This window comes from Pseudomonas idahonensis (assembly GCF_037903935.1).
Taxonomy (GTDB): domain Bacteria; phylum Pseudomonadota; class Gammaproteobacteria; order Pseudomonadales; family Pseudomonadaceae; genus Aquipseudomonas; species Aquipseudomonas danubii.
In genome coordinates this window covers 4150628-4168254 of record NZ_CP149586.1, presented here as the reverse complement: position 1 = coordinate 4168254, position 17627 = coordinate 4150628, and the positions used below count along the sequence as shown (strand labels likewise).

Genomic DNA, 17627 nt, shown 5'->3' with positions numbered 1-17627 from the left:
CGGAGAGAGGTCAGCCGGGCTGGCTGATGTCCTGCAAGGCATGCAACAGCGTCAGGCCATTCGTGCGCGTGGTGGCTGTCAAACCGACTTCTCGCAGGCTCTGTCCCAAGTCTTCCAGTTGAAGGATCAGGGCTTCGTAGCCGGCTACCGCCAGCGACCCGCGAATCCGGTGCAGAAGGTGGAAGATGCGTTCGTAGTCTTGTCGGTCAAGGGCTTGGTGCAGTTGTTCAATGTCCAGTTTCATGGTGCTGGTGAAAATCTGCAGCAGGTTGGGCGGCAGGTCGTCGAACGCCTGTGCTGGCGTTGCGTTGGGAGGCGCGGGTTGATCGTCCAGCGGGGCGAGCTGGGTGAGCCGCGCCAGGCTGGCACGCAGGGTCTGAAGTGGCACCGGCTTGACCAGCCAGGAGTCCATGCCGGCGGCCTGGCAACGGGCTTCCTCGTCGCACATGGCGTTGGCGGTGATGCCGATGATCGGTCGGTCGTCTCCCGAGGCACGCAGGATGCAGGTCAGCTCATAACCGTTCATGCGCGGCATGTTGACGTCGGTCAGCAGCAAGTCGTAGTCGCCTACCCGCCACAGGTCGAGGGCTTCCGCGCCATCGGCGGCCAGGGTGTTGCGGCAGCCTAGTTGCTGTAATTGATGGCTCAGGGTCGCCTGGTTGATCGGGTTGTCCTCGGCCACCAGCACGTTCAAGCCCAAGGCCGGCATGCCACTCAGGTCAGTTGGTGACGGCTCGCTAGGCTCCGGCGCGCGTCCCAGGCGGCGTTCGATCAGACGACTGATGGCCATGAAGTCACAGGTCTCGGCCAGGCTCATGCCGGGGGCCTGGTGCTGCTCGCCGAGGTCGATACGCAGCATGCCCGTGGCCAGCGGCGCTTCCTGGCCATCGTCCATCAGGCGCAGCAGGATACCCTCGCCTTTGGGCGTGGCGGCCGAAGCGTCCAAGGGGGTGGCCTGGGCGCCCCATTTTTGCAGCCACAGGCACAGGTTGTCGGTCAGCTCGTGGTGTGGGCTTTGGACATGAATTTGCGTGCCGCCGAGATCCGGCACAGGAGCGATTGGCACATCAAAGGCCTCCGGCAGTTCCAGGCTCATGGTGAAGCTGCTGCCCAGGCCCAGTTCGCTGGTGAGGTGGATCTGGCTGCCCATTAGTGCCGCCAGCCGGGCGCAGATCGACAGGCCCAGCCCGGCGCCGTGCACCGTGTGGGAGTGGGCATCGATCTGGTAGAAGGGGATGAATAACTGCTGCTGTTCCTCCTGGCCGATGCCGATTCCGGTGTCCACCACCTGTAGAGTCAAGCGCACCTGCCCTTGGCTGCCGGGCTCGCTGCGGGCCCGCACGATCACGTGCCCGGAATGGGTGAACTTGACCGCGTTGCTGATCAGGTTGGTGAGGATCTGGCTGATCCGCCCGGGGTCGCCGAGCAAAGGCGGCAGGGCTGGGTCGACCGAGGCAAACAGCAGCAGTCCCTTGTTTCGAGCCGCGTCGACAAACGCCGCGGTACAGCGTTGCACCAGCGCCCTAGGGTCGAACGACTGATCGGCCAGGGACAGTTGGCCGGATTCGATCCGGGTGATATCGAGGATGTCACTGATGATCTGCAGCAACAGGCCCGAGGATACCTGGATGCGTTCGAGCAACTGGCGTTGCTCGCGGTCCAGGTCGGTCAGGCCCATCAGCTCCAGCGAACCGAGCACGCCATATAGCGGCGTGCGGATCTCATGGCTCATGGTCGCCAGAAACACCGACTTGGCGCTGTTGGCCTTGTCGGCCGCCTGTTTTGCCTGGGTCAGTTGCTGTTCCATCTGGGCCCTGACACTCAGATCGGCGAAGGCGCAAACCAGCACCTCCTGGTTGCGATAAAGAGTCGGAGCGTAGGCGATGTAGAACGAGTGTCCGTCGTGGCTCTGATAGTTTTCGATTTCACCCGGTTCTCTGGCCTGGCTGATCCGCTCCAGCAGCTCCAGTTCCAGGCCGCTGTTCTCAAGGCTTTGGCCAATCTGGGTGTTGAACCACTTCAGGGCCAGGGTGTTGGCGAAGACAATCAGGCTGCGCTCACGGCTGAGCACGCACAGGGCCACCGGGGTGGTTTCCAGCAGGGTCCTGTTGAACTGGTCGCTTTGTACCAACTCGCTGTGTGCCCGCTGCGCCGGCGCGATGACCAGGCGCTGATACCAGCGAACATAGGCGCGGCCGACTATGGGGCTGAGCACCAGCAGCATGAGGACCACCACCAGAGGCCAGGAGTGGCCGAGGAACAGGGTCTGGTAGCTCAGCAGGTAATAGCCGGTCCAGGTGGCATGCTCGTCACTGATGCGAAATAGCAGGCCGTCGCTGCGCAGGCTGACCTCCTGATCCACGTCCGCAGGTTGCGGTCGTTCCCCCAACAGCAGCCCATCGTGCTGGTTTTCCAGCCAGAAGGCGTCATAGAAGGTCGATTGCATGGGCCGGGACAGGACATTGATGCGCTGACGGTCGGTCAGGGCTGCGGCGTATGTGCTGGCATCCGTTGCGCCGTTGGTGAAGTGTGGGTTGCTTAGCGGGGTAAAGGCCAATACATGATTGGCGAACCCCGGTAGGCGGATCCAGCGGACTTCATCACTGTTGCTGCCGTGGCCGCTGTTGCGTATGGCATGGATGCTGGCCATTACCTGGGCGGCGGAGAGTTGCGGCTGGCGAGTGTTGACGGTGGGCACTGTATAGCTGCTGCCTGTACTGGCATCGACCACCAGCAACGCCGAGGCCGGATAGCTGGAGCGGACCCAGAAGCTGGAGTAAAGGTCCGTCAGATAACGGCCGAAGCTGGCGGCCCGTGCACTGTCCAGGGGGCAATGGAGCATGTCCTCGCAGACCAGGGTGAAGGGCGTTTCCACGTGCGACGGACTGCCCTGGAACAGGGTCGCGCCGAGTGCCTGCTGCTGATCCATCAGGCGAAAGATGCGCGCCGGACTCTTCGAGTCTTCGTCACTGAACTGCTCGCTTTTCAAGCGTTCGAGCAGGGCTCTCTGTTCGCCCATGTAGCGGGTCAGTAACTGGAAGTCCACGGCAACCCGTTCCTGTTCCTGGCGAATGATCCGTTGGCCACCCCAGAACAGGGCGCCGCCCATGATCAGCAGCAAAGGCAGGATGACGAACAGGATCAGGTTCAGTCGTCGGAAGTTCTGTGCAATGCGTCGTAGCGGGATGTCTGGCATGGGATTGGAGAGACGGGCCGGGTCGGTGAAGAAACAAGGGGGGTGACACTGCATCCCAGCAATTGTGTAAAAGCGTCCAGCTCCAATGCCGCCGAAATAAGGTAGCCCTGGGCGCTGTCGCAGCCAATCAAGCGCAGAAACTCCAGGTCACGGGCCAATTCTACTCCTTCTGCCACCACTTCCAGGCCTAATTGCCGGCCTAATTGCACCGCCGCTACCAGGGCCGCGGCACGGGTTTCGTCGGCGGCGGCGCCATGGACGAAGTGGCGATCGATTTTCATCTCGGTAAATGGCGTGGAAATCAGTGAGTACATAGAACTGTAGCCCATCCCGAAGTCATCCTGGGCCAAGCCGAAACCCTTCAGGCGCAGGCGGCTGGCGCCCATGTGGTAGTGGCCGGGGGACAAGGGCCGTTCGGTTTCCAGCAGCTCGAAGCACAAGTCGCTGGTGGACAGCCCCGCAGCGACGGTCAGGCGCTGCAACTGGTCCGGCAGGCCGGGATCGTCCAGCAACCCGGTGGGCAGGTTGACCGAGACCTTGAGGCGATACCCCAGCCGCTGCCAGTGTTGCTGCGCCTGGATCGCGTCGTCGAGCATCAGCAGCAACAGTTGATGGTCCAGCTGGCAGCGGCTGATCGAGGCCAGGAATGAGTCGGGCATCAGCAGGCCGAAGGACGGTCTGTCCCAGCGCACCAGGGCCTCGGCACCGATAATTCGGCCAGTGCTCAGCGAGCGCCGAGGCTGAAACCGGGCCTTGAGTTCGCGCCGTTCGATGGCTTGCTCCAGTACCAGGCGCTCGAACACCGCGGCATGTTCGGGCTGGGGGCGCGCGCCGGGGCCCTGGCCCTGGCTGTTACCTATGATGGTGCTGATCTGCTCGACGTGTGCCGCTTCCAGCGGTTTGGTGAAGGTCCCGAGCACCGCCAGGCCTTTCTCCTTGGCCATCAGGCTGACGCTGTTCATCAGCCGTCGCGAGCAGGATGACACGATGGCAAGGATCGGCACCTGTTCGATACCGGTCAGGGCGTGTATGAACTGCACCCCATCCATTTCCGGCATATGCAGATCCACCAGCACCAGATCGTAGACCTGCCGGTGCAGCATGGCCAGGGCTTGACGCGCGTCCTGGGCGCAGTCCACCGGGCCGAACCCTGCCTGCTGCAGCAGTTGCCGGGCCTGCATACAGTGGATCGGGTGGTCGTCCAGCACCAGGACGCGCAGGGATTTGGGCACGCTCACATGACTTTCCTCTTGATGGATTGCAGTACTTCGCTCAAGGCGTCCAGAGGGACCGGCTTGATGAGCAGTTGGCGTATCCCAGCCTTTTCGCTGCGGCTGCGCATCACTGGCGAGAGTTCGCCAGTGATGCCGATGATGGGGCCGCAGAACCCGCGCTCGCGCAGGGTACGAGCAAACAACAGGCCGTCCATGTGCTCCATCTGCAGGTCGGTCAGCACCCCGTCGAAGGACAGCAGGTCGTTGAGTTTCAGGGCGTCGATGGCACTGGCGCACGCCACCATGTGGTTGCCCAGGTAGCGTCCCTGCTGAACAATCACCTGCAGCGACAATGGGCTGTCGTCCACCGCCAGCAGCTTGAGGTCCAGGCTCGGAACCAGGGCCTTGGGGGAGGCGAAGCAGCGCTCGGTGACAATGCCGGATTGGGCCTGTGCCACCGCATTGCGCAGGCTGTCGAGGCTGAAAGTGCGGGCGATCCAGCTGTCGCTGGCCTGGCGCTGTGGCGGGCCCATGCCGGGAGCGTGCATGATCACTCGCGGGCCACTCCAGGTCACCGGCCGCGATGGGCCGAGAAAGGCCTCTACTAATACCGCCTTGCGGGACGGCGGGGCGCGTTCGGCGACATAGGGGATCGCCAACGCGCCCCAGTGGCGCAACCAGTGGCACAGATTGAGATTTACTTCCCGGACGTCACCGCGCACATACACCGGGGTCACTCCCAGGCGCGGCAGATCGGGCGCCGGCGCCGAGTTGCTGGGTTCCAGGGTTAGGCTGAAACTGAAACTCGAACCCAGTCCGGGCTCACTGATGGCGCTCAACTGACCTCGCATCATGTATGCCAGCCGTTGGCAGATGGCCAGGCCAAGCCCGGTGCCCGAGGTTTTCTGGCCGAGCCAGCTGGGTACGCGGAAATAGGGCTCGAACAGTTTGGCCTGGAACTCCGGGGCTATCCCGGGGCCACTGTCCACCACCTGGAAACGTAGGCATGGAGTCTGGCCTTGCTGCTCCTGGGCTTGCAGGCGCAGTATCACGTGGCCAGATTCGGTGAACTTGATTGCGTTGCTCACCAGATTGTTGAGGATCTGGCGAATGCGCTCACCGTCTCCGAGTACCTGCTCGGCGACATTCGGGTCCAGGATCACGTACAGGCGCAAGCCCTTGCTACGGGCCCGTGCCGAGTAACTGAGGGCCACTTCCTCCATCAGTCTCACCGGGGAGAACGGTGCGAGGTTCAGGCTCAGGCGTCCGGACTCGATCAGCGACAGGTCGAGGGTGTCGTTGATGGTTCGCATCAGCGCCGAGGAGGCTTGCTGGCTGGCTTCCAGATAGTCGTTCTGCTGGGTGCTGAGGGCGGTGGTGCGGAGCATTTCCAGGGAACCGAGGATGCCGTACATTGGCGTGCGGATCTCGTGGCTTAGGGTGCCGAGAAACAGGGTTTTCTCACGGTTGGCCTGGTCCGATAGCTGTTTGGCCTGTAGCAGCGACTGCTCGGCCATCTTGAAGTCGGTGACGTCGCTGATGCAGCACAGCACCGCTGCCACGCCGTTGTAGCCAGTGGGCGCGCAGGTCAGATGGATGAACGTGCCATCCTCCAGTGCATGGTCGATGACGTGCACGCGGCTATGCGGTTCGCCGAGAATCTGTTCGCGTAAGCTGGGGACTGATCTCAGCCAGCGCCGTCCGGATTCGTTGCAAAGGATCAGTCGGCCGTTGTCGCGGCGCATCAAGCACAGGCCCACTGGTGCTACCTCAATGAAGCGCCGGTTGAGCGAAACGCTGTCCGCTAGGGCGCTGTAGTGCTGCATCGCCGGGTCTACCAGACGCAGCCGGATGTAGCGCGCACCGAGGAAGATGGCCGCGAACAGCAGCAAGGTCACCACCAGGGTGCTGTACAGCAGAGCGGAGCTGTCTTGCAACAATTGGCTGATTGGCGCGTAGTACACAAGGCGCCAGCCGGCGTTGCCCACGGATTTGTTGAGCTCGATGTAGTCAGGTAACCCGCCTAGACGGTGAAGGCCGAAGGAGTCTTCGTCGGCCTGCAGGCGCGACAGGCTACCGGGCACTTGCCAGTTGGTGCTGTGCAGCACCAACGCGCCTTCGGCGTCATAGAGCAGGTACTTGCCCTGGTGCAGGCCCAGAGGGGCGAGGGCCTGATCGATTTTGGTGAGTTCCAGACCAAGCCAACCCTCGCTGGCCTGGTGTTCGTCCACCGGGCGAAGCAGGTACACCTGTTTGTTGGCGTTGGCGCCGGTCCAGTACCACAGGGTTCGCGCTCCTGGGGGCTGGGTCAGCAGGTTCTGTGCTGCGCGCTGGTCAAGCAGCTTGAGCCAGGGGGTGTTGCTCGCACTGCCGGAATGCGCATCGGGGCCGCTGTCCGTCGGCTCGTAGAGGCTGCTGACTATCCCTTGTTCCGGCGCCAGATAGAGCAGTTGACTATGGGTGTTGTCGATTTCGATCAGATCGCGGGCGGTGAGGACCAGGGCCCAGCGCGGCGCCGTGGCATTGCCCAATGGCAATACACGTAATTGCTCATTGCTTGTCAGAAAGTTGAGGTTGTAAGAGCTAAGTCGATTGTCACTAGTGTGTATCGCTGAGGAAGCAATCGCTTTTAAAAGGCTATCTCGTTTATTGAAAAATTGTTGGGCGTTAAAAGCCGCAGCGTTCATCTGTCGGCGATAGTTGGAAAGTGTTTCATTAAGTGACCATTGAATGATGAAGCCAGCGATGACCAGGATGCATAAAAGCAGGCTGTACATGAAGAGTCTTAGCATTAAAGCCGGAATATAGGAGCCGGAATATTGGCTTATAGGAGCTATAGAATGAGCTTGTGTATGCATGAGCCCATGGTAATAAGAACTTTCTACATCTATCTTAAGAATATTCTTAGTGGTCGAGGGTTTAAGAAGATTCTCATTTGTTAGTTTGCCTCGTGACTCGTCCATTCGTGCTTATTGTGCTTCAAAGCAAAAGCTTGGTGGTTATGGTTAAGGAAACGCTAAATGTCGCGGTCGGTTCCGTTTTTTCGTTTTTGACTCTTGTTACTCCCTGCACAGTCGCCGCCGATTATGAAAAAAACGACATCTCTTCCGCCCTAGGTGAATCGCTAACCATGGATAATGTGAGTGTTGATCATTCCGGCAGTGGCCTTGCTGTGCTCGTAAGCGGTTTGCAAAATCAGTTGCAGGTCAACGGATATGCTATCAACGCCACGGCGGGCGGCCCTGACAATTCGGTGGTGGGCGTGCAGGTGGATGCCGGCGGCAAGGTCTAGTTGTCTGATGTGATCCTCACTACCGGCGGCTCCGATTTCGCCACCGGCGCCACCTCCACCGGCAGTCAGCTGATCCTCAGTGACGTGATCCTCACCACCAGAGGCAGCCAAAGCAGCGGTGTGATGGTCTCTGCCGGTGGCCAGGCAGAGCTGTCGGGGGCTTCATCAGCGCCTCGGACTACCGTGCCTCGGCGCTGTCTGGCAAAGGCAACGGCTCTGCCATCAAGGCCTCGAATCAGCACCGTGAGCGGATCTTTCTCAATGGTGCGGGCCCAAGATGGCGCGTTCATTGAACTGGACCGGGTTGACATCCGCTCCCTGGGCTCTTCTCAGACAACGTCTGCCGAGGGCCTGGGGTCCACCATCAATGCCAATGGCGTCGACATCAGTGCTAGCACCGGGAGAGGCATGTTAGTCAGCAGTGGTTCCCTTACCTTCAGCAACGGCTCCATCAATGCCAGGGAGGATGGCATCACACTTGAACAGTGTGTACCAGCAGCCGGGCGGCGCGGCGGTAGTCAGCAACAGCCAGATCGCCTCGCAAGTTAGCAACGGCATCAACGTCAATGCCGGCCAGGCTGCGGCCGATCCGGATGCCGTGCAGATCACCACCAAGTGCGACTTCGGTGCGGCGATCTGTATGCCGGGGACCAACACCCGTGTGGACGCCAAGAACATCCTTCTGGAAACCAAGGGAGATGCGGCCACGGGCGTCTGCAACCGAGCAGGCGTATTCACCATGGACGGCGGCTCCAATGCCCTGTACGCATCTGCGTACACCATGAACAGCCCGGGGGCAGTCTTCAACGTCCGCTGAGCGCTGATCGAGACGTCAGGCGCTGGCGCGGATGGCGGGAGCCAAGATCACCCTCAACGACAGTCGCATCGTGACCCGCGACGACTTCGGCTATGGCCTGTTTGCGTCTGGCCTGGGTGCCAGTGTGCAGTCGATTGATAGCGATGTGCTGACCTTCGTGGGGAGAGGCCCATGGCCTGTCCATTAACAACAACGCCAACTCGCTGCTCCAGTGGGCGACCCTAAGCATCAGCGATCCCAAGGCCAACGGTATTATTAGTTATGCCAGCAGAGCCGGGGTGGTTAACGAGGTTCAGGTCACCGCCAGTCACATACAGACTCAGGACGGAGTGGGCATTCTGGTCAACGGTGGCGGCTTGAACACGCGCTTCACCGATAGCACCCTGACCGGCCGCAGCAGCGGCCAGCAGGGAACCGCGTTGTGGATCACCAACCGCACCTGTGGTGCGCTGGCAGAGGCTGTGAATCTGGAGGCTGTCAGCTCCAATCTTTTGGATGACGTGCAAGTGGATGGCGGTAGCCTGCAGTTGTTCCTGGCTGATCACTCCAGTCTGGATGGGGCTATTCTGGGGGGACCCAGCTGTCTTTGGACGACAGCAGCGCCTGGATCTTGCGTGGCGATTCGCAGCTCACGCGCCTGAGCAACAATGGTGTGGTGGAGTTTGCCGACCCCACGCTGGCGGGCGCTTTCAAGCAGCTGCAGATCAGTGGTGATCTTAGCGGCGATGGTCACTACATCATGAACACCGACCTGGGTCGGCAGCAGGGCGACCGCCTGATCGTTGGTGGCCAGGTGACCGGCGAAAACAGCATTCTGGTCCGCAACTCCGGGTCTGAACCCGGGGCCGAGGGGCAGAGCCTGACGCTGGTACAAAGTGCGGGTGGCTCGGGTTCGTTCAGCCTGGTCAATCGTGATGGCGTGGTGGACGCCGGAACCTATCGCTACGGCTTGCAGGCCGATACCCAGGGTAACTGGAGCCTGGTCAATGTCGGTCGCCTGCAACCGATGCCGGGGCCTGACAATCTCTCCACTGGCGCCAGCGCGGCCATCAACAGCAGCGCCATCGCCACCTTGCGCGCCACCTGGGACGCCGAGCGCGCGACCCTGGTACAGCGTCTGGGCGACCTGCGCCAAGGAGTGGATCGTCAGGGACTGTGGATTCGCGGGTTCGGCCAGCAGCAGTCGCTGGACAATGGTGTCGGCCGTGATTTTTCCCAGCAGGTGCAGGGCACTCAGTTGGGGATGGATACCCGAGTCGACACCGCCGGTGGTGCTTTGGTGCTGGGCGCGCTGGCCGGCTACAGCCAGAGCGACCGCGACTTCAAGCGCGAGGGCAGTGGCAAGCTCGACAGCTACCATCTGGGCGGCTACGCCACTTACATTGATGATTCGGGCTGGTACACCGATACCTTGCTGACCCTGAACCGCTGGTCCACCCGCCTGGACGTGTGGGGCACCGACGGTACCAAGGTCTCCGGGCACTCGCACAGCAAAGGCACAGGGCTGTCGGTGGAGGCTGGCAAACAGATCGATCTGGGCGAGCGCTGGTTCGTCGAGCCCCAGGTGCAGGTTTCCATGCTCTACGCCCGTTCGGACAACTATCGCCTGGACAACGGGCTGCAAGTGGAGCCCGGTGATGGCTTGTCGACACAGGTCCGCACCGGCGCTCGGGTCGGGCGCAACCTGCAACTGGACAGTGGCACGCGCCTGCAGCCCTACCTCAAGGCCGGTTGGATCGAGGATCTTTCGGCGCAAAACAAGGTGCGCACCAACGGCATCGGCAGCCGTCCCGATGGCAGTGGTGGCGGTTGGTACGCCGGTGCCGGAATCACCGGGGAACTGACCCGCAACCATCAGGTGTATGCCGAGGTCGAGACCAGTGAAGGTTCGAACATCGATCGGCCCTGGGCGGCCAATGTCGGTTACCGCCTGAGCTTCTGAGGTTACTTTATGGCTGTTTGCCGAAAGCCTGCTGATTGCCAGATGCTCCTGAAAGTGACTTATCACATGAGCCGCAGCCTTGCGGCTGAAGATGTGCCACAGCACCTGCGGAACAAGCTGCGCATCAGCGCCGCGCAGCCGGCGGAGTTGGTGGCGCAGTTGCGGGGCGAAGGCTGGAAGCGGGCCTATATCGATGGCGGTGCGGTGATCCGGGCCTTTTTGCAGGCGGGGCTGATCCAGGAACTGACCCTGACCCGGGTGCCGGTGCTGCTCGGCAGTGGACGGCCCTTGTTTGGCGGGCTTGAAAGCGACCTGCGACTGCACTGCGTCACCTCGCGGCAGTATCCCGATGGGCTGGTCAGCACCCGCTATCGCGTCGAGGGGAGCCGCCCTGATGAGTGAAAGTGTCAAGCGCAGCGGTCGTCCTGCTGCCGGTCCTTCGCTGAATCTCTATCTGGTCCTGCAGGCCGGACTGACGTTGCTGGAGGAACTGGGCCCCGAGGGATTCGGCGTCCGGGCCTTGGCGCGACAGCTGGGGATCACCCCGCTGTCGGTGGCCTATCACGTGGGCGACCAGCACAACCTGATGCGCCTGCTGGTGGAGCGGGTGCACGGCGTGCCACTGCCGGAGCCGCAAGAGGACCTGCCGGCTGCGCAACGGGTTCAGGAGCTGCTTGGTCATTACATGGCCCGGGTCCGTAGCCACCCGGCCCTGACCCTGTGCGTGCTCAGTGATCCGCAGCTGTTCGGTGGCTCCCTGGCTGCCTTCAGCGGGCGCTTGCGTGAGGTCGTACGGCAACTCGACGATGACCCGGTGCTGTTCGACCTGCTGGTGGACTACACCCACGGCCACGCCTTGGCACTGGCTCTGGCCGGGGAGGGCGCGCAGGGGCTTGAGGGCGCTTTTGAAGCGGGGCTGCGGTGCTTGCTGCGCTGCGCAGTGCTCAGTCGGCAGCGCCGAGCATGGCGGCAAAGCGCTGCGCCGACCACGCCTTGCGGTCCGATACCTGACCGTCTCCCAGTTCCACCAGACGCAGCACGCCGTCGGCCCGCAAGACCACATCCACCGAAAAAAACCGGCTGTCGATCAGCGCAGCGCACTCGTTCACCAGTGCCGGCACCTCGCCTTGTGCAGCATGGGCCTTGCCGTTGAGCACGAAGTAGCGCCGTTCGCTGTCCTCCAGGTAATCCTCCCGGCGCCGGACACAGATGCCTCCCTCGATCTGGCCGCGATACTGACGCATGCGCTCTACCAGTGGGGCTATGTCTGCTGGCGAATCCACCAGACTGCCGCTGCCGGTGTTCAGCGACTTGACGTAGTCCTTGATGAAATAACCCGGCCAGTTCAGGTCTGCCAGTGCCTGGATAAAGTCGGTGTCGGGCGCCAGTACCCGGGTCTCGCTGGTGTACCGGGCCAGCAGCGGATACCACTCTGGCAGGTGATGGCAGTGCCGGTAGTGGGCCTGGGAGGTGAACTCCTTGGCGTCCTTGGCGTGCAAGTGCTCGAGCAGTGCGCCGTAGCCCTCGGGCGTCAACATCCAGCCGCGGTAGAGCACTGGCTCGTCGTCTGGCAGGGCCGGGGAAGCCTTGAAACGGCCGCTTTCGAAATCCTCGAAAGAGAACAGCGAGGCGTTCAGGCCAGCGGCCAGCACCGCCTCGTACTCGTCCAGGTAGTGCTCGTCCGGGCGTTTGGGGTCGAACGGGTCGCTGGGATACAGCAGGTGCATGGCAGGTTCCATCGAGTGAAAGTGGGGCCGGGTCGAGGGGCGCGGTGAGGATGGCGTTCGAGCGGTGGATGATAACGGCATTTTTGCAGGCTTTGTTCCTGGGCCTGCAGCGCCTCATATCCCTGCACGTTTATTCACAGAAAATCACTGACTGCAGACAGATTCCAATGTTTGCCATGGTGATACTGGTGCGCCTTCCGAGGAGCCTCCCAAGGAGCCTGAAGGATCGACGTGACCAGAGGAAAACCCCATGCGTTCCATGCTTGCAACCTTGCTGATCAGCACCTTGGGCGCGATGCCCCTGGCCCATGCCACCGAGCCTCTGGCGTTTCACGAGGTGTTCGACGACATCAAGCCTGACCAGCCCGGTTGCGCCGCCGGGGTGATGCGCGGCGCCAAAACGATCTGGAGCGCAGGGTACGGCGCTGCCGACCTGGCCACGGGCCGGGCGATCCAGGCCGATACCCTGTTCAACCTGGCCTCGGTGTCCAAGCAGTTCACCGGTTTTGTCATCCTTGAGCTAGAAGCCCAAGGCCGCCTGGATCTGGATGACTCGATCCGGCGCTTTGTGCCGGAGCTGCCGGCCTATGCCGAGGGCATCCAGATCCGTCATCTGCTGCACCACACCTCGGGCCTGCAGGACTACATGCTGCTGGCGGAGTTGGCGGGGATTCCCCTGACCCAGCGCTTCACCCAGCAACAGGCCCTGGATCTGCTGTTCAAGCAGAACGCCCTGATGTTTCCCCCTGGCAGCGAATTCAGCTACAGCAACAGCGGTTATGTACTGTTGTCGAGCATCGCCGAGCGAGCCGCCGGCATGCCCCTCAAGGACTACAGTCGAGCCCATCTGTTCGAGCCCCTGGGCATGAGTCGCTCGAGCATTGTCGATCAGTACCCGGTGCAGTTGCCGAACCTGGCCCAGGGCTATGAACAGGGCGAGCCGTCCAAGGGCCCCGAAGCCGTGGACGCCCGCTGGGAGCAGACCGGCGACGGTCAGGTGCACAGCACTGTGGCGGACCTGATGCTGTGGTTGCGCAACCTGTCCACGGGGCGGGTCGGGGGCACGGCGCTGGTGGAGAAGATGCGCCAGACCGAGCCCTTCAACGACGGTGACCCGGGCTATTACGGCATGGGCCTGGCCAACCGCAGTTATCGGGGCCTGCAAGAGGTGTCCCACAGCGGCAGTTGGGCCGGTTTCAGCACCGATGTGGCCTGGTACCCGAAGCTGGATGTGGCCACTGTGGTCCTGTGCAACAGCACGGAAGGGGAGGCGTCGGAGCGCGGGCATCGCTTGCTGGATGTCCTGCTGGGCCCGTCCAGGTTGCCCCGGGACACGGGCATTCCGGCGCCGCCGCCGAGCATCAAGGCGGTGCCCAAGGCGTTCTTGAATACCTTGGTGGCCGGCACCTACCTGGATGATCTCGGTCATCAGTTCCAGCTGCAACGCACCGGAAAGGGGTTTGTCCTGGACACCTTTCATGAGGTCCTGCCGTTGCTCCGCCAGAGCGATCAACTGATGGTGGCGGACAACGACGGCATCCCGATCTATCTCGCGGCGGCACCGGGGGCACGGATCGTCAGCAACAACCCGGCCTCGACCTACGTCCTGGCCTCGGCTTGGAAACCCGAGGATATTCGTCGTTATGTCGGCCTCTACGCCCTGCAAACCAGCCCCGGACAGCTCAAGGTCTACCCCCGGCAAGGCAAGCTCTACGTACGTATCGGCCAGCACAGCTACCCTTTGCAGCCGCTGACGACGGAGCGCTTTCGCGCCGGTGAACTGGGGGTGATCAGCTTTGCCGAGGAGGGTGCCGTGTTGACCAGCAGCGTGGCGCGCAATCTGCGCTTCAGGAAGGTGACGGGGCAATAGCCTCGGGCCGCATGTTGGTAACGGACAGTCGGGGCCTTCTTGCAGCCTTTTGAGGCGAGCATTTTAGACCTGGAAGCCCCACCACCTGGCCAGCACCTCGGACCAGGACCTTTGGGGGACTACCAGTGGTCAACCAGTTGCTTGACCTGCGACGCATCGTGGCACCGCAGCAGCGCCTGACGAAAGCGTGGATTGGAGAACAGCCGGGCAGTGTCCGCCAGCAGTTCCAGGTGTTGCTGATCGGCGGGGGCGGGCACCAGCAGCACGAGGATATCGCTCACCGGCTGCTGGTCGGGTGCGGCAAAGGCCATGGCGGTCTGCGGCCGCAGGTACAGCGCATGGATGCTGTCGAGCTCGGCGAGCCGCGCATGGGGCACGGCCACACCATCGCCGATGGCGGTACTGGCGGCCAGTTCCCGGCGCCACAGACTGGCCGTGACCCAATCGCCGGGCAGTTGCCGGGTCTCTTGAAGATGCTGGCCAACCTGATCGAACAGGCGCTGTTTGTTCGAGATATTGACGTCGAGGAGGATGTCCTCGACCTGCAGATAGCGGGCAAGCTTGCTCATGGGCTTCTCCGGGCGTTTCAGGCTTGGCTCAAGGAGAATTGAAGCGCATTTGCCTGGCTGGGTCAGTGGCGGCCGGGCAGTCTTTACGAACTCTTTAGGTGGGGGCTGGCGGATGGCAAGGGAGTGGCCGAGGAGGGTGGAGTTCTTGTGGGGGATCTGTTCAAAGACGATGGCGCCGTTGGTGTAGATGGGCGCGGCTTTGCGCGGTTGTTCGCTGCGCCATAGGTACTCTTCGCCGATGATAGGTTTTTCGCTGTGGATTTGGCCTTCGCTGAGCAGGTTGAGGGCGTTGTCGTAGCACCACTGTTGTGGCTGGCCCTGGCCCAGATGGGCGGCGATCAGTTGCTGGTTGGCGTTCTAGCGGTACTAGCTCTGGCCCCAGCGGTTGTTGTCGATCTGGACCGGGTTGAGGGCTTTGTCGTAGCGGTAATGGCGTTCGACAAAGGAGGTTGCGGCTGCGCCGGCCTTTTGCTCGGTCAGCAGGCTGAGGCTTTTGTAGTGCTGGTGCAATTTGAAGCCAGCCGTGCTGCTGCACTGGATGTCTCATACTCTTAAATTGATAATTATAAATTTATTTAGGCTCACAAATAAAAATCCAACAAATCGGTTATTGATTTTTCAATAATCCTCCGTCTGCGATTGCACCTTATAGCTTTAAGGTGAGGTGATATTTCTTTGCTTAACTCCCAAACCAGTGATTCCATGTTCTGATTCAGTTCGTCAAGTCTATTGTCTGACATGATTGCTAAATATTTTTCCATCAGGCAGTACTCTGCATGATTCGGCTCTTTGATCAGGTCTAAGTTTTCGTCAACTGACTCGCAAAGGTAACGGATAGGGTTTTTTAACCGATATCCGCAATATTTATTTTCTGAAAAGATAAAGCTAAAGTCTTTTTTTATATGTATGTGAGTAACGCTTGAAGAGGGGGTGAAGTTTAGGCAGGTCAATTCTTTTCTTTCTGCGCTAAAATTTCTTAGTTTTGTAGGTTCTAATAAGAAATGTTTTGGGTTTCTAAGTTTTACTTCACCCCAGCAAGATGAGTGCTCACTTGAAATGTTTTTTGTATTTTCATTGGGGATGGAGAGTTCAGTTCTTACGAGGTCACCATCAATACTAAACAAAAAAAGCTCTGAGTTTTCAGAAAGCCAATGCTCAGAGCCAATACCTGACTTTCCATTTGAAAGGGAGATGACTGATGAGTTTCCCCCGAAGGCATACTTTATTCTAAAATTTTTATAAGTGGGTTGAGGTGAGGGGTAAGTTTTAATTTGCATGCATGAAATATTAAACATGTTATATCTTCGTTGCTGGGGGTAGAAAACCGCCATTAGGTTTGGGGATATTTCCTGATGTAATCATTTCAGACGTTATCGGTATTCCGGGGTCAGAAGGCGTGCCTCCATAAATGGCGGCTCCGCTTTCACCACGCGGACCTCCTTGACCGTAACTAGTAATTACGTTGCCTTGAGCCCCACCCTTACCATGAGTAACAACAATGTCCCCGTCTTTGTGGAAGACTAAATTTCCATTTTTGGCTTGATAGACATTTTCTGGACTACTAAGGATGTCCAACTCAGCATCATGCCCCAACCTCCCGTGATAGTCTTTTCCTCGTCGAATTTTCCCATTTGAGGCATTTTCTGTGATTTTCGCTGCGGCTTCTTTTGGGCATGTTGCCAAACCCAACGGATCAACCCAACTCAACGGATTATCCACATACCCCTGCGGCCGAGTCCCTCCCCCCAGCCCCAGCGGATCCGGACTCAAATACTGCGCCGTCTCCGGATCGTAGTACCGATGCCGATTGTAGTGCAGCCCACTCTCTTCGTCGTAGTACTGGCCCGGAAAGCGAATCGGGCAGGTGGTCTTGTTGATCGGCACCACGTTGCTGCTGGCGAACTCGTCATTCGCGGCTTGCCATAGCCGTGTCTGGCCCCAGACGTTGGGGCTATTGCTCCAGCCCAGTTGGCCGCTTTCGTCCAGTAGCTTTCGGGGCGTGCCGAGGTGGTCGGTGACGATGTACCAGAGTTTGTCGCCTTGCTGTTGCGCCAGCGGGGTGATGCCGCCCGGGGCGTAGCTCCAGCGGGTGGCGTGTTCGAAGGCGGCGGTGCCGTCGGCGTAGATGGGCGCGGTTTCGAGCAGTTGTTCGCCGCTCCACAGGTATTCCTCGCCGATGATGTGTTGTTCGCTGTGGGCGTAGATCGAGTTGCGTTTGTTGCTGCGGCTGAAGTTGAACTTGCGCGTGCGGCGGCCAAAGGCGTCGTACTCGTAGCGCCAGTGTTCGTTGTTGGGGGTGTAGAGGTCGGTGAGGCGGTTGTCGCTGTTCCAGCGGTATTGCCAGCGCTGGGGGCGGAAGCCGTGGCGGTCGACGATTTTCTCGGCCAGGCGGCCGCAGGGGTCATAGCGGTAGCGGTTGGCTCCGGATTTGACCACGCGCCCGCCTTTTTGCTCGGCCTTGACGCCCATGCCCTTTGCGCTGTGGATCTGGCCTTCGCTGAGCAGGTTGAGGGCGTTGTCGTAGCACCACTGTTGTGGCTGGCCCTGGCCCAATTGAAGTGTTCTCAGTACAACAACCCCGCTCACCACAAGTAACTAAACGAGGTAGTTACTATGGCTAAGCACGATTCTAAGTCAGACGCTGCTATAAATAAATCGGCTAAAGCAGAACGTTATTGCCGGGGGGGTATTGCCCCAATGGCGGCACTAAAAAGCCCGCACCACAACTGATTATTAAGGGGTATTGGTTTGGAGTAGCACGGTTTTTTAACTGGCCAGCCAGTAATGGTGAATATTGAACAGGGTAGATTAATTATTCAGGTGGGGATCATGTATGAACGGCGTTAATATGACAGGCACCACCACCGATGAGGCGGAGATTAAATGGTTATTATTGTAGGTGAGCGCTCAGCCGCATGTCGGCGTTGACTGGCTGACACAAAGCTGCCTGACCGGGCAACCGCTGGATATCAGCGTGATGCCCTGTCAGGTGGTGAATCG

14 protein-coding genes are annotated in these 17627 nt (G+C 60.4%); 6 read left to right on the top strand and 8 right to left on the bottom strand.

Annotated features, from left to right (window positions below; genetic code table 11):
• Nucleotides 1-10: 10 nt before the first annotated feature.
• Genes WIN67_RS18835 through WIN67_RS18825 form a run of 3 tightly spaced genes read right to left on the bottom strand, consistent with a single transcriptional unit; the run spans nucleotide 11 to nucleotide 6947 of the window.
• Nucleotides 11-3196 (bottom strand): hybrid sensor histidine kinase/response regulator, encoded by a 3186-nt coding sequence (locus WIN67_RS18835; protein ID WP_339069849.1) that lies wholly within the window; start codon nucleotides 3194-3196, stop codon nucleotides 11-13.
• On the bottom strand, nucleotides 3148-4434 hold the full coding sequence (locus tag WIN67_RS18830; RefSeq protein ID WP_339069848.1) for an EAL domain-containing response regulator: 1287 nt from the start codon (nucleotides 4432-4434) through the stop codon (nucleotides 3148-3150). The genes WIN67_RS18835 and WIN67_RS18830 overlap by 49 nt, the downstream gene beginning before the upstream one ends.
• Complete coding sequence (locus WIN67_RS18825; RefSeq protein ID WP_339069847.1) at nucleotides 4431-6947, bottom strand: ATP-binding protein; 2517 nt, start codon at nucleotides 6945-6947, stop codon at nucleotides 4431-4433. The genes WIN67_RS18830 and WIN67_RS18825 overlap by 4 nt, the downstream gene beginning before the upstream one ends.
• 413 nt (nucleotides 6948-7360) lie before the next feature.
• Between WIN67_RS18825 and WIN67_RS18820 the strand changes: the two genes are divergently transcribed.
• The 5 genes from WIN67_RS18820 (at nucleotide 7361) to WIN67_RS18800 (ending at nucleotide 10863) form a co-directional block, all read left to right on the top strand.
• Nucleotides 7361-7702, top strand: coding sequence for a hypothetical protein (locus tag WIN67_RS18820; RefSeq protein WP_339069846.1), 342 nt, complete (start codon nucleotides 7361-7363; stop codon nucleotides 7700-7702).
• Nucleotides 7703-8180: 478 nt separating this feature from the next.
• Nucleotides 8181-8519, top strand: a complete 339-nt coding sequence (locus WIN67_RS18815) for a hypothetical protein (protein ID WP_339069845.1) — start codon at nucleotides 8181-8183, stop codon at nucleotides 8517-8519.
• A 329-nt stretch (nucleotides 8520-8848) separates the two neighbouring features.
• Entirely contained in the window at nucleotides 8849-9160 is a 312-nt protein-coding gene (locus tag WIN67_RS18810) for a hypothetical protein (protein WP_339069844.1), read from the top strand.
• Nucleotides 9130-10461: an autotransporter outer membrane beta-barrel domain-containing protein gene (locus WIN67_RS18805; RefSeq protein ID WP_339069843.1), complete on the top strand. Its 1332-nt coding sequence runs from the start codon at nucleotides 9130-9132 to the stop codon at nucleotides 10459-10461. The genes WIN67_RS18810 and WIN67_RS18805 overlap by 31 nt, the downstream gene beginning before the upstream one ends.
• A gap of 66 nt (nucleotides 10462-10527) precedes the next feature.
• Entirely contained in the window at nucleotides 10528-10863 is a 336-nt protein-coding gene (locus WIN67_RS18800) for a dihydrofolate reductase family protein (RefSeq protein ID WP_339069842.1), read from the top strand.
• A gap of 542 nt (nucleotides 10864-11405) precedes the next feature.
• Here WIN67_RS18800 and WIN67_RS18795 read toward each other — a convergent pair.
• Nucleotides 11406-12188, bottom strand: a complete 783-nt coding sequence (locus WIN67_RS18795; protein ID WP_339069841.1) for an ATP-grasp domain-containing protein — start codon at nucleotides 12186-12188, stop codon at nucleotides 11406-11408.
• Nucleotides 12189-12438: 250 nt separating this feature from the next.
• Between WIN67_RS18795 and WIN67_RS18790 the strand changes: the two genes are divergently transcribed.
• Nucleotides 12439-14058, top strand: a complete 1620-nt coding sequence (locus tag WIN67_RS18790) for a serine hydrolase domain-containing protein (RefSeq protein WP_339069840.1) — start codon at nucleotides 12439-12441, stop codon at nucleotides 14056-14058.
• A 119-nt stretch (nucleotides 14059-14177) separates the two neighbouring features.
• Here WIN67_RS18790 and WIN67_RS18785 read toward each other — a convergent pair whose 3' ends face one another.
• The 4 genes from WIN67_RS18785 to WIN67_RS18770 all read right to left on the bottom strand — a co-directional run bounded on the left by WIN67_RS18785 (nucleotide 14178) and on the right by WIN67_RS18770 (nucleotide 17180).
• Nucleotides 14178-14627 carry a PTS sugar transporter subunit IIA gene (locus WIN67_RS18785; protein WP_123394483.1) on the bottom strand — a complete coding sequence of 150 codons (450 nt, stop codon included), beginning with the start codon at nucleotides 14625-14627 and terminating at the stop codon, nucleotides 14178-14180.
• A 366-nt stretch (nucleotides 14628-14993) separates the two neighbouring features.
• Nucleotides 14994-15137, bottom strand: a complete 144-nt coding sequence (locus WIN67_RS18780; RefSeq protein WP_339069839.1) for a hypothetical protein — start codon at nucleotides 15135-15137, stop codon at nucleotides 14994-14996.
• 71 nt (nucleotides 15138-15208) lie between these two features.
• Complete coding sequence (locus WIN67_RS18775; protein ID WP_339069838.1) at nucleotides 15209-15922, bottom strand: hypothetical protein; 714 nt, start codon at nucleotides 15920-15922, stop codon at nucleotides 15209-15211.
• Nucleotide 15923: 1 nt separating this feature from the next.
• Nucleotides 15924-17180, bottom strand: a complete 1257-nt coding sequence (locus WIN67_RS18770; RefSeq protein ID WP_339069837.1) for an RHS repeat-associated core domain-containing protein — start codon at nucleotides 17178-17180, stop codon at nucleotides 15924-15926.
• Nucleotides 17181-17627 lie beyond the last annotated feature (447 nt).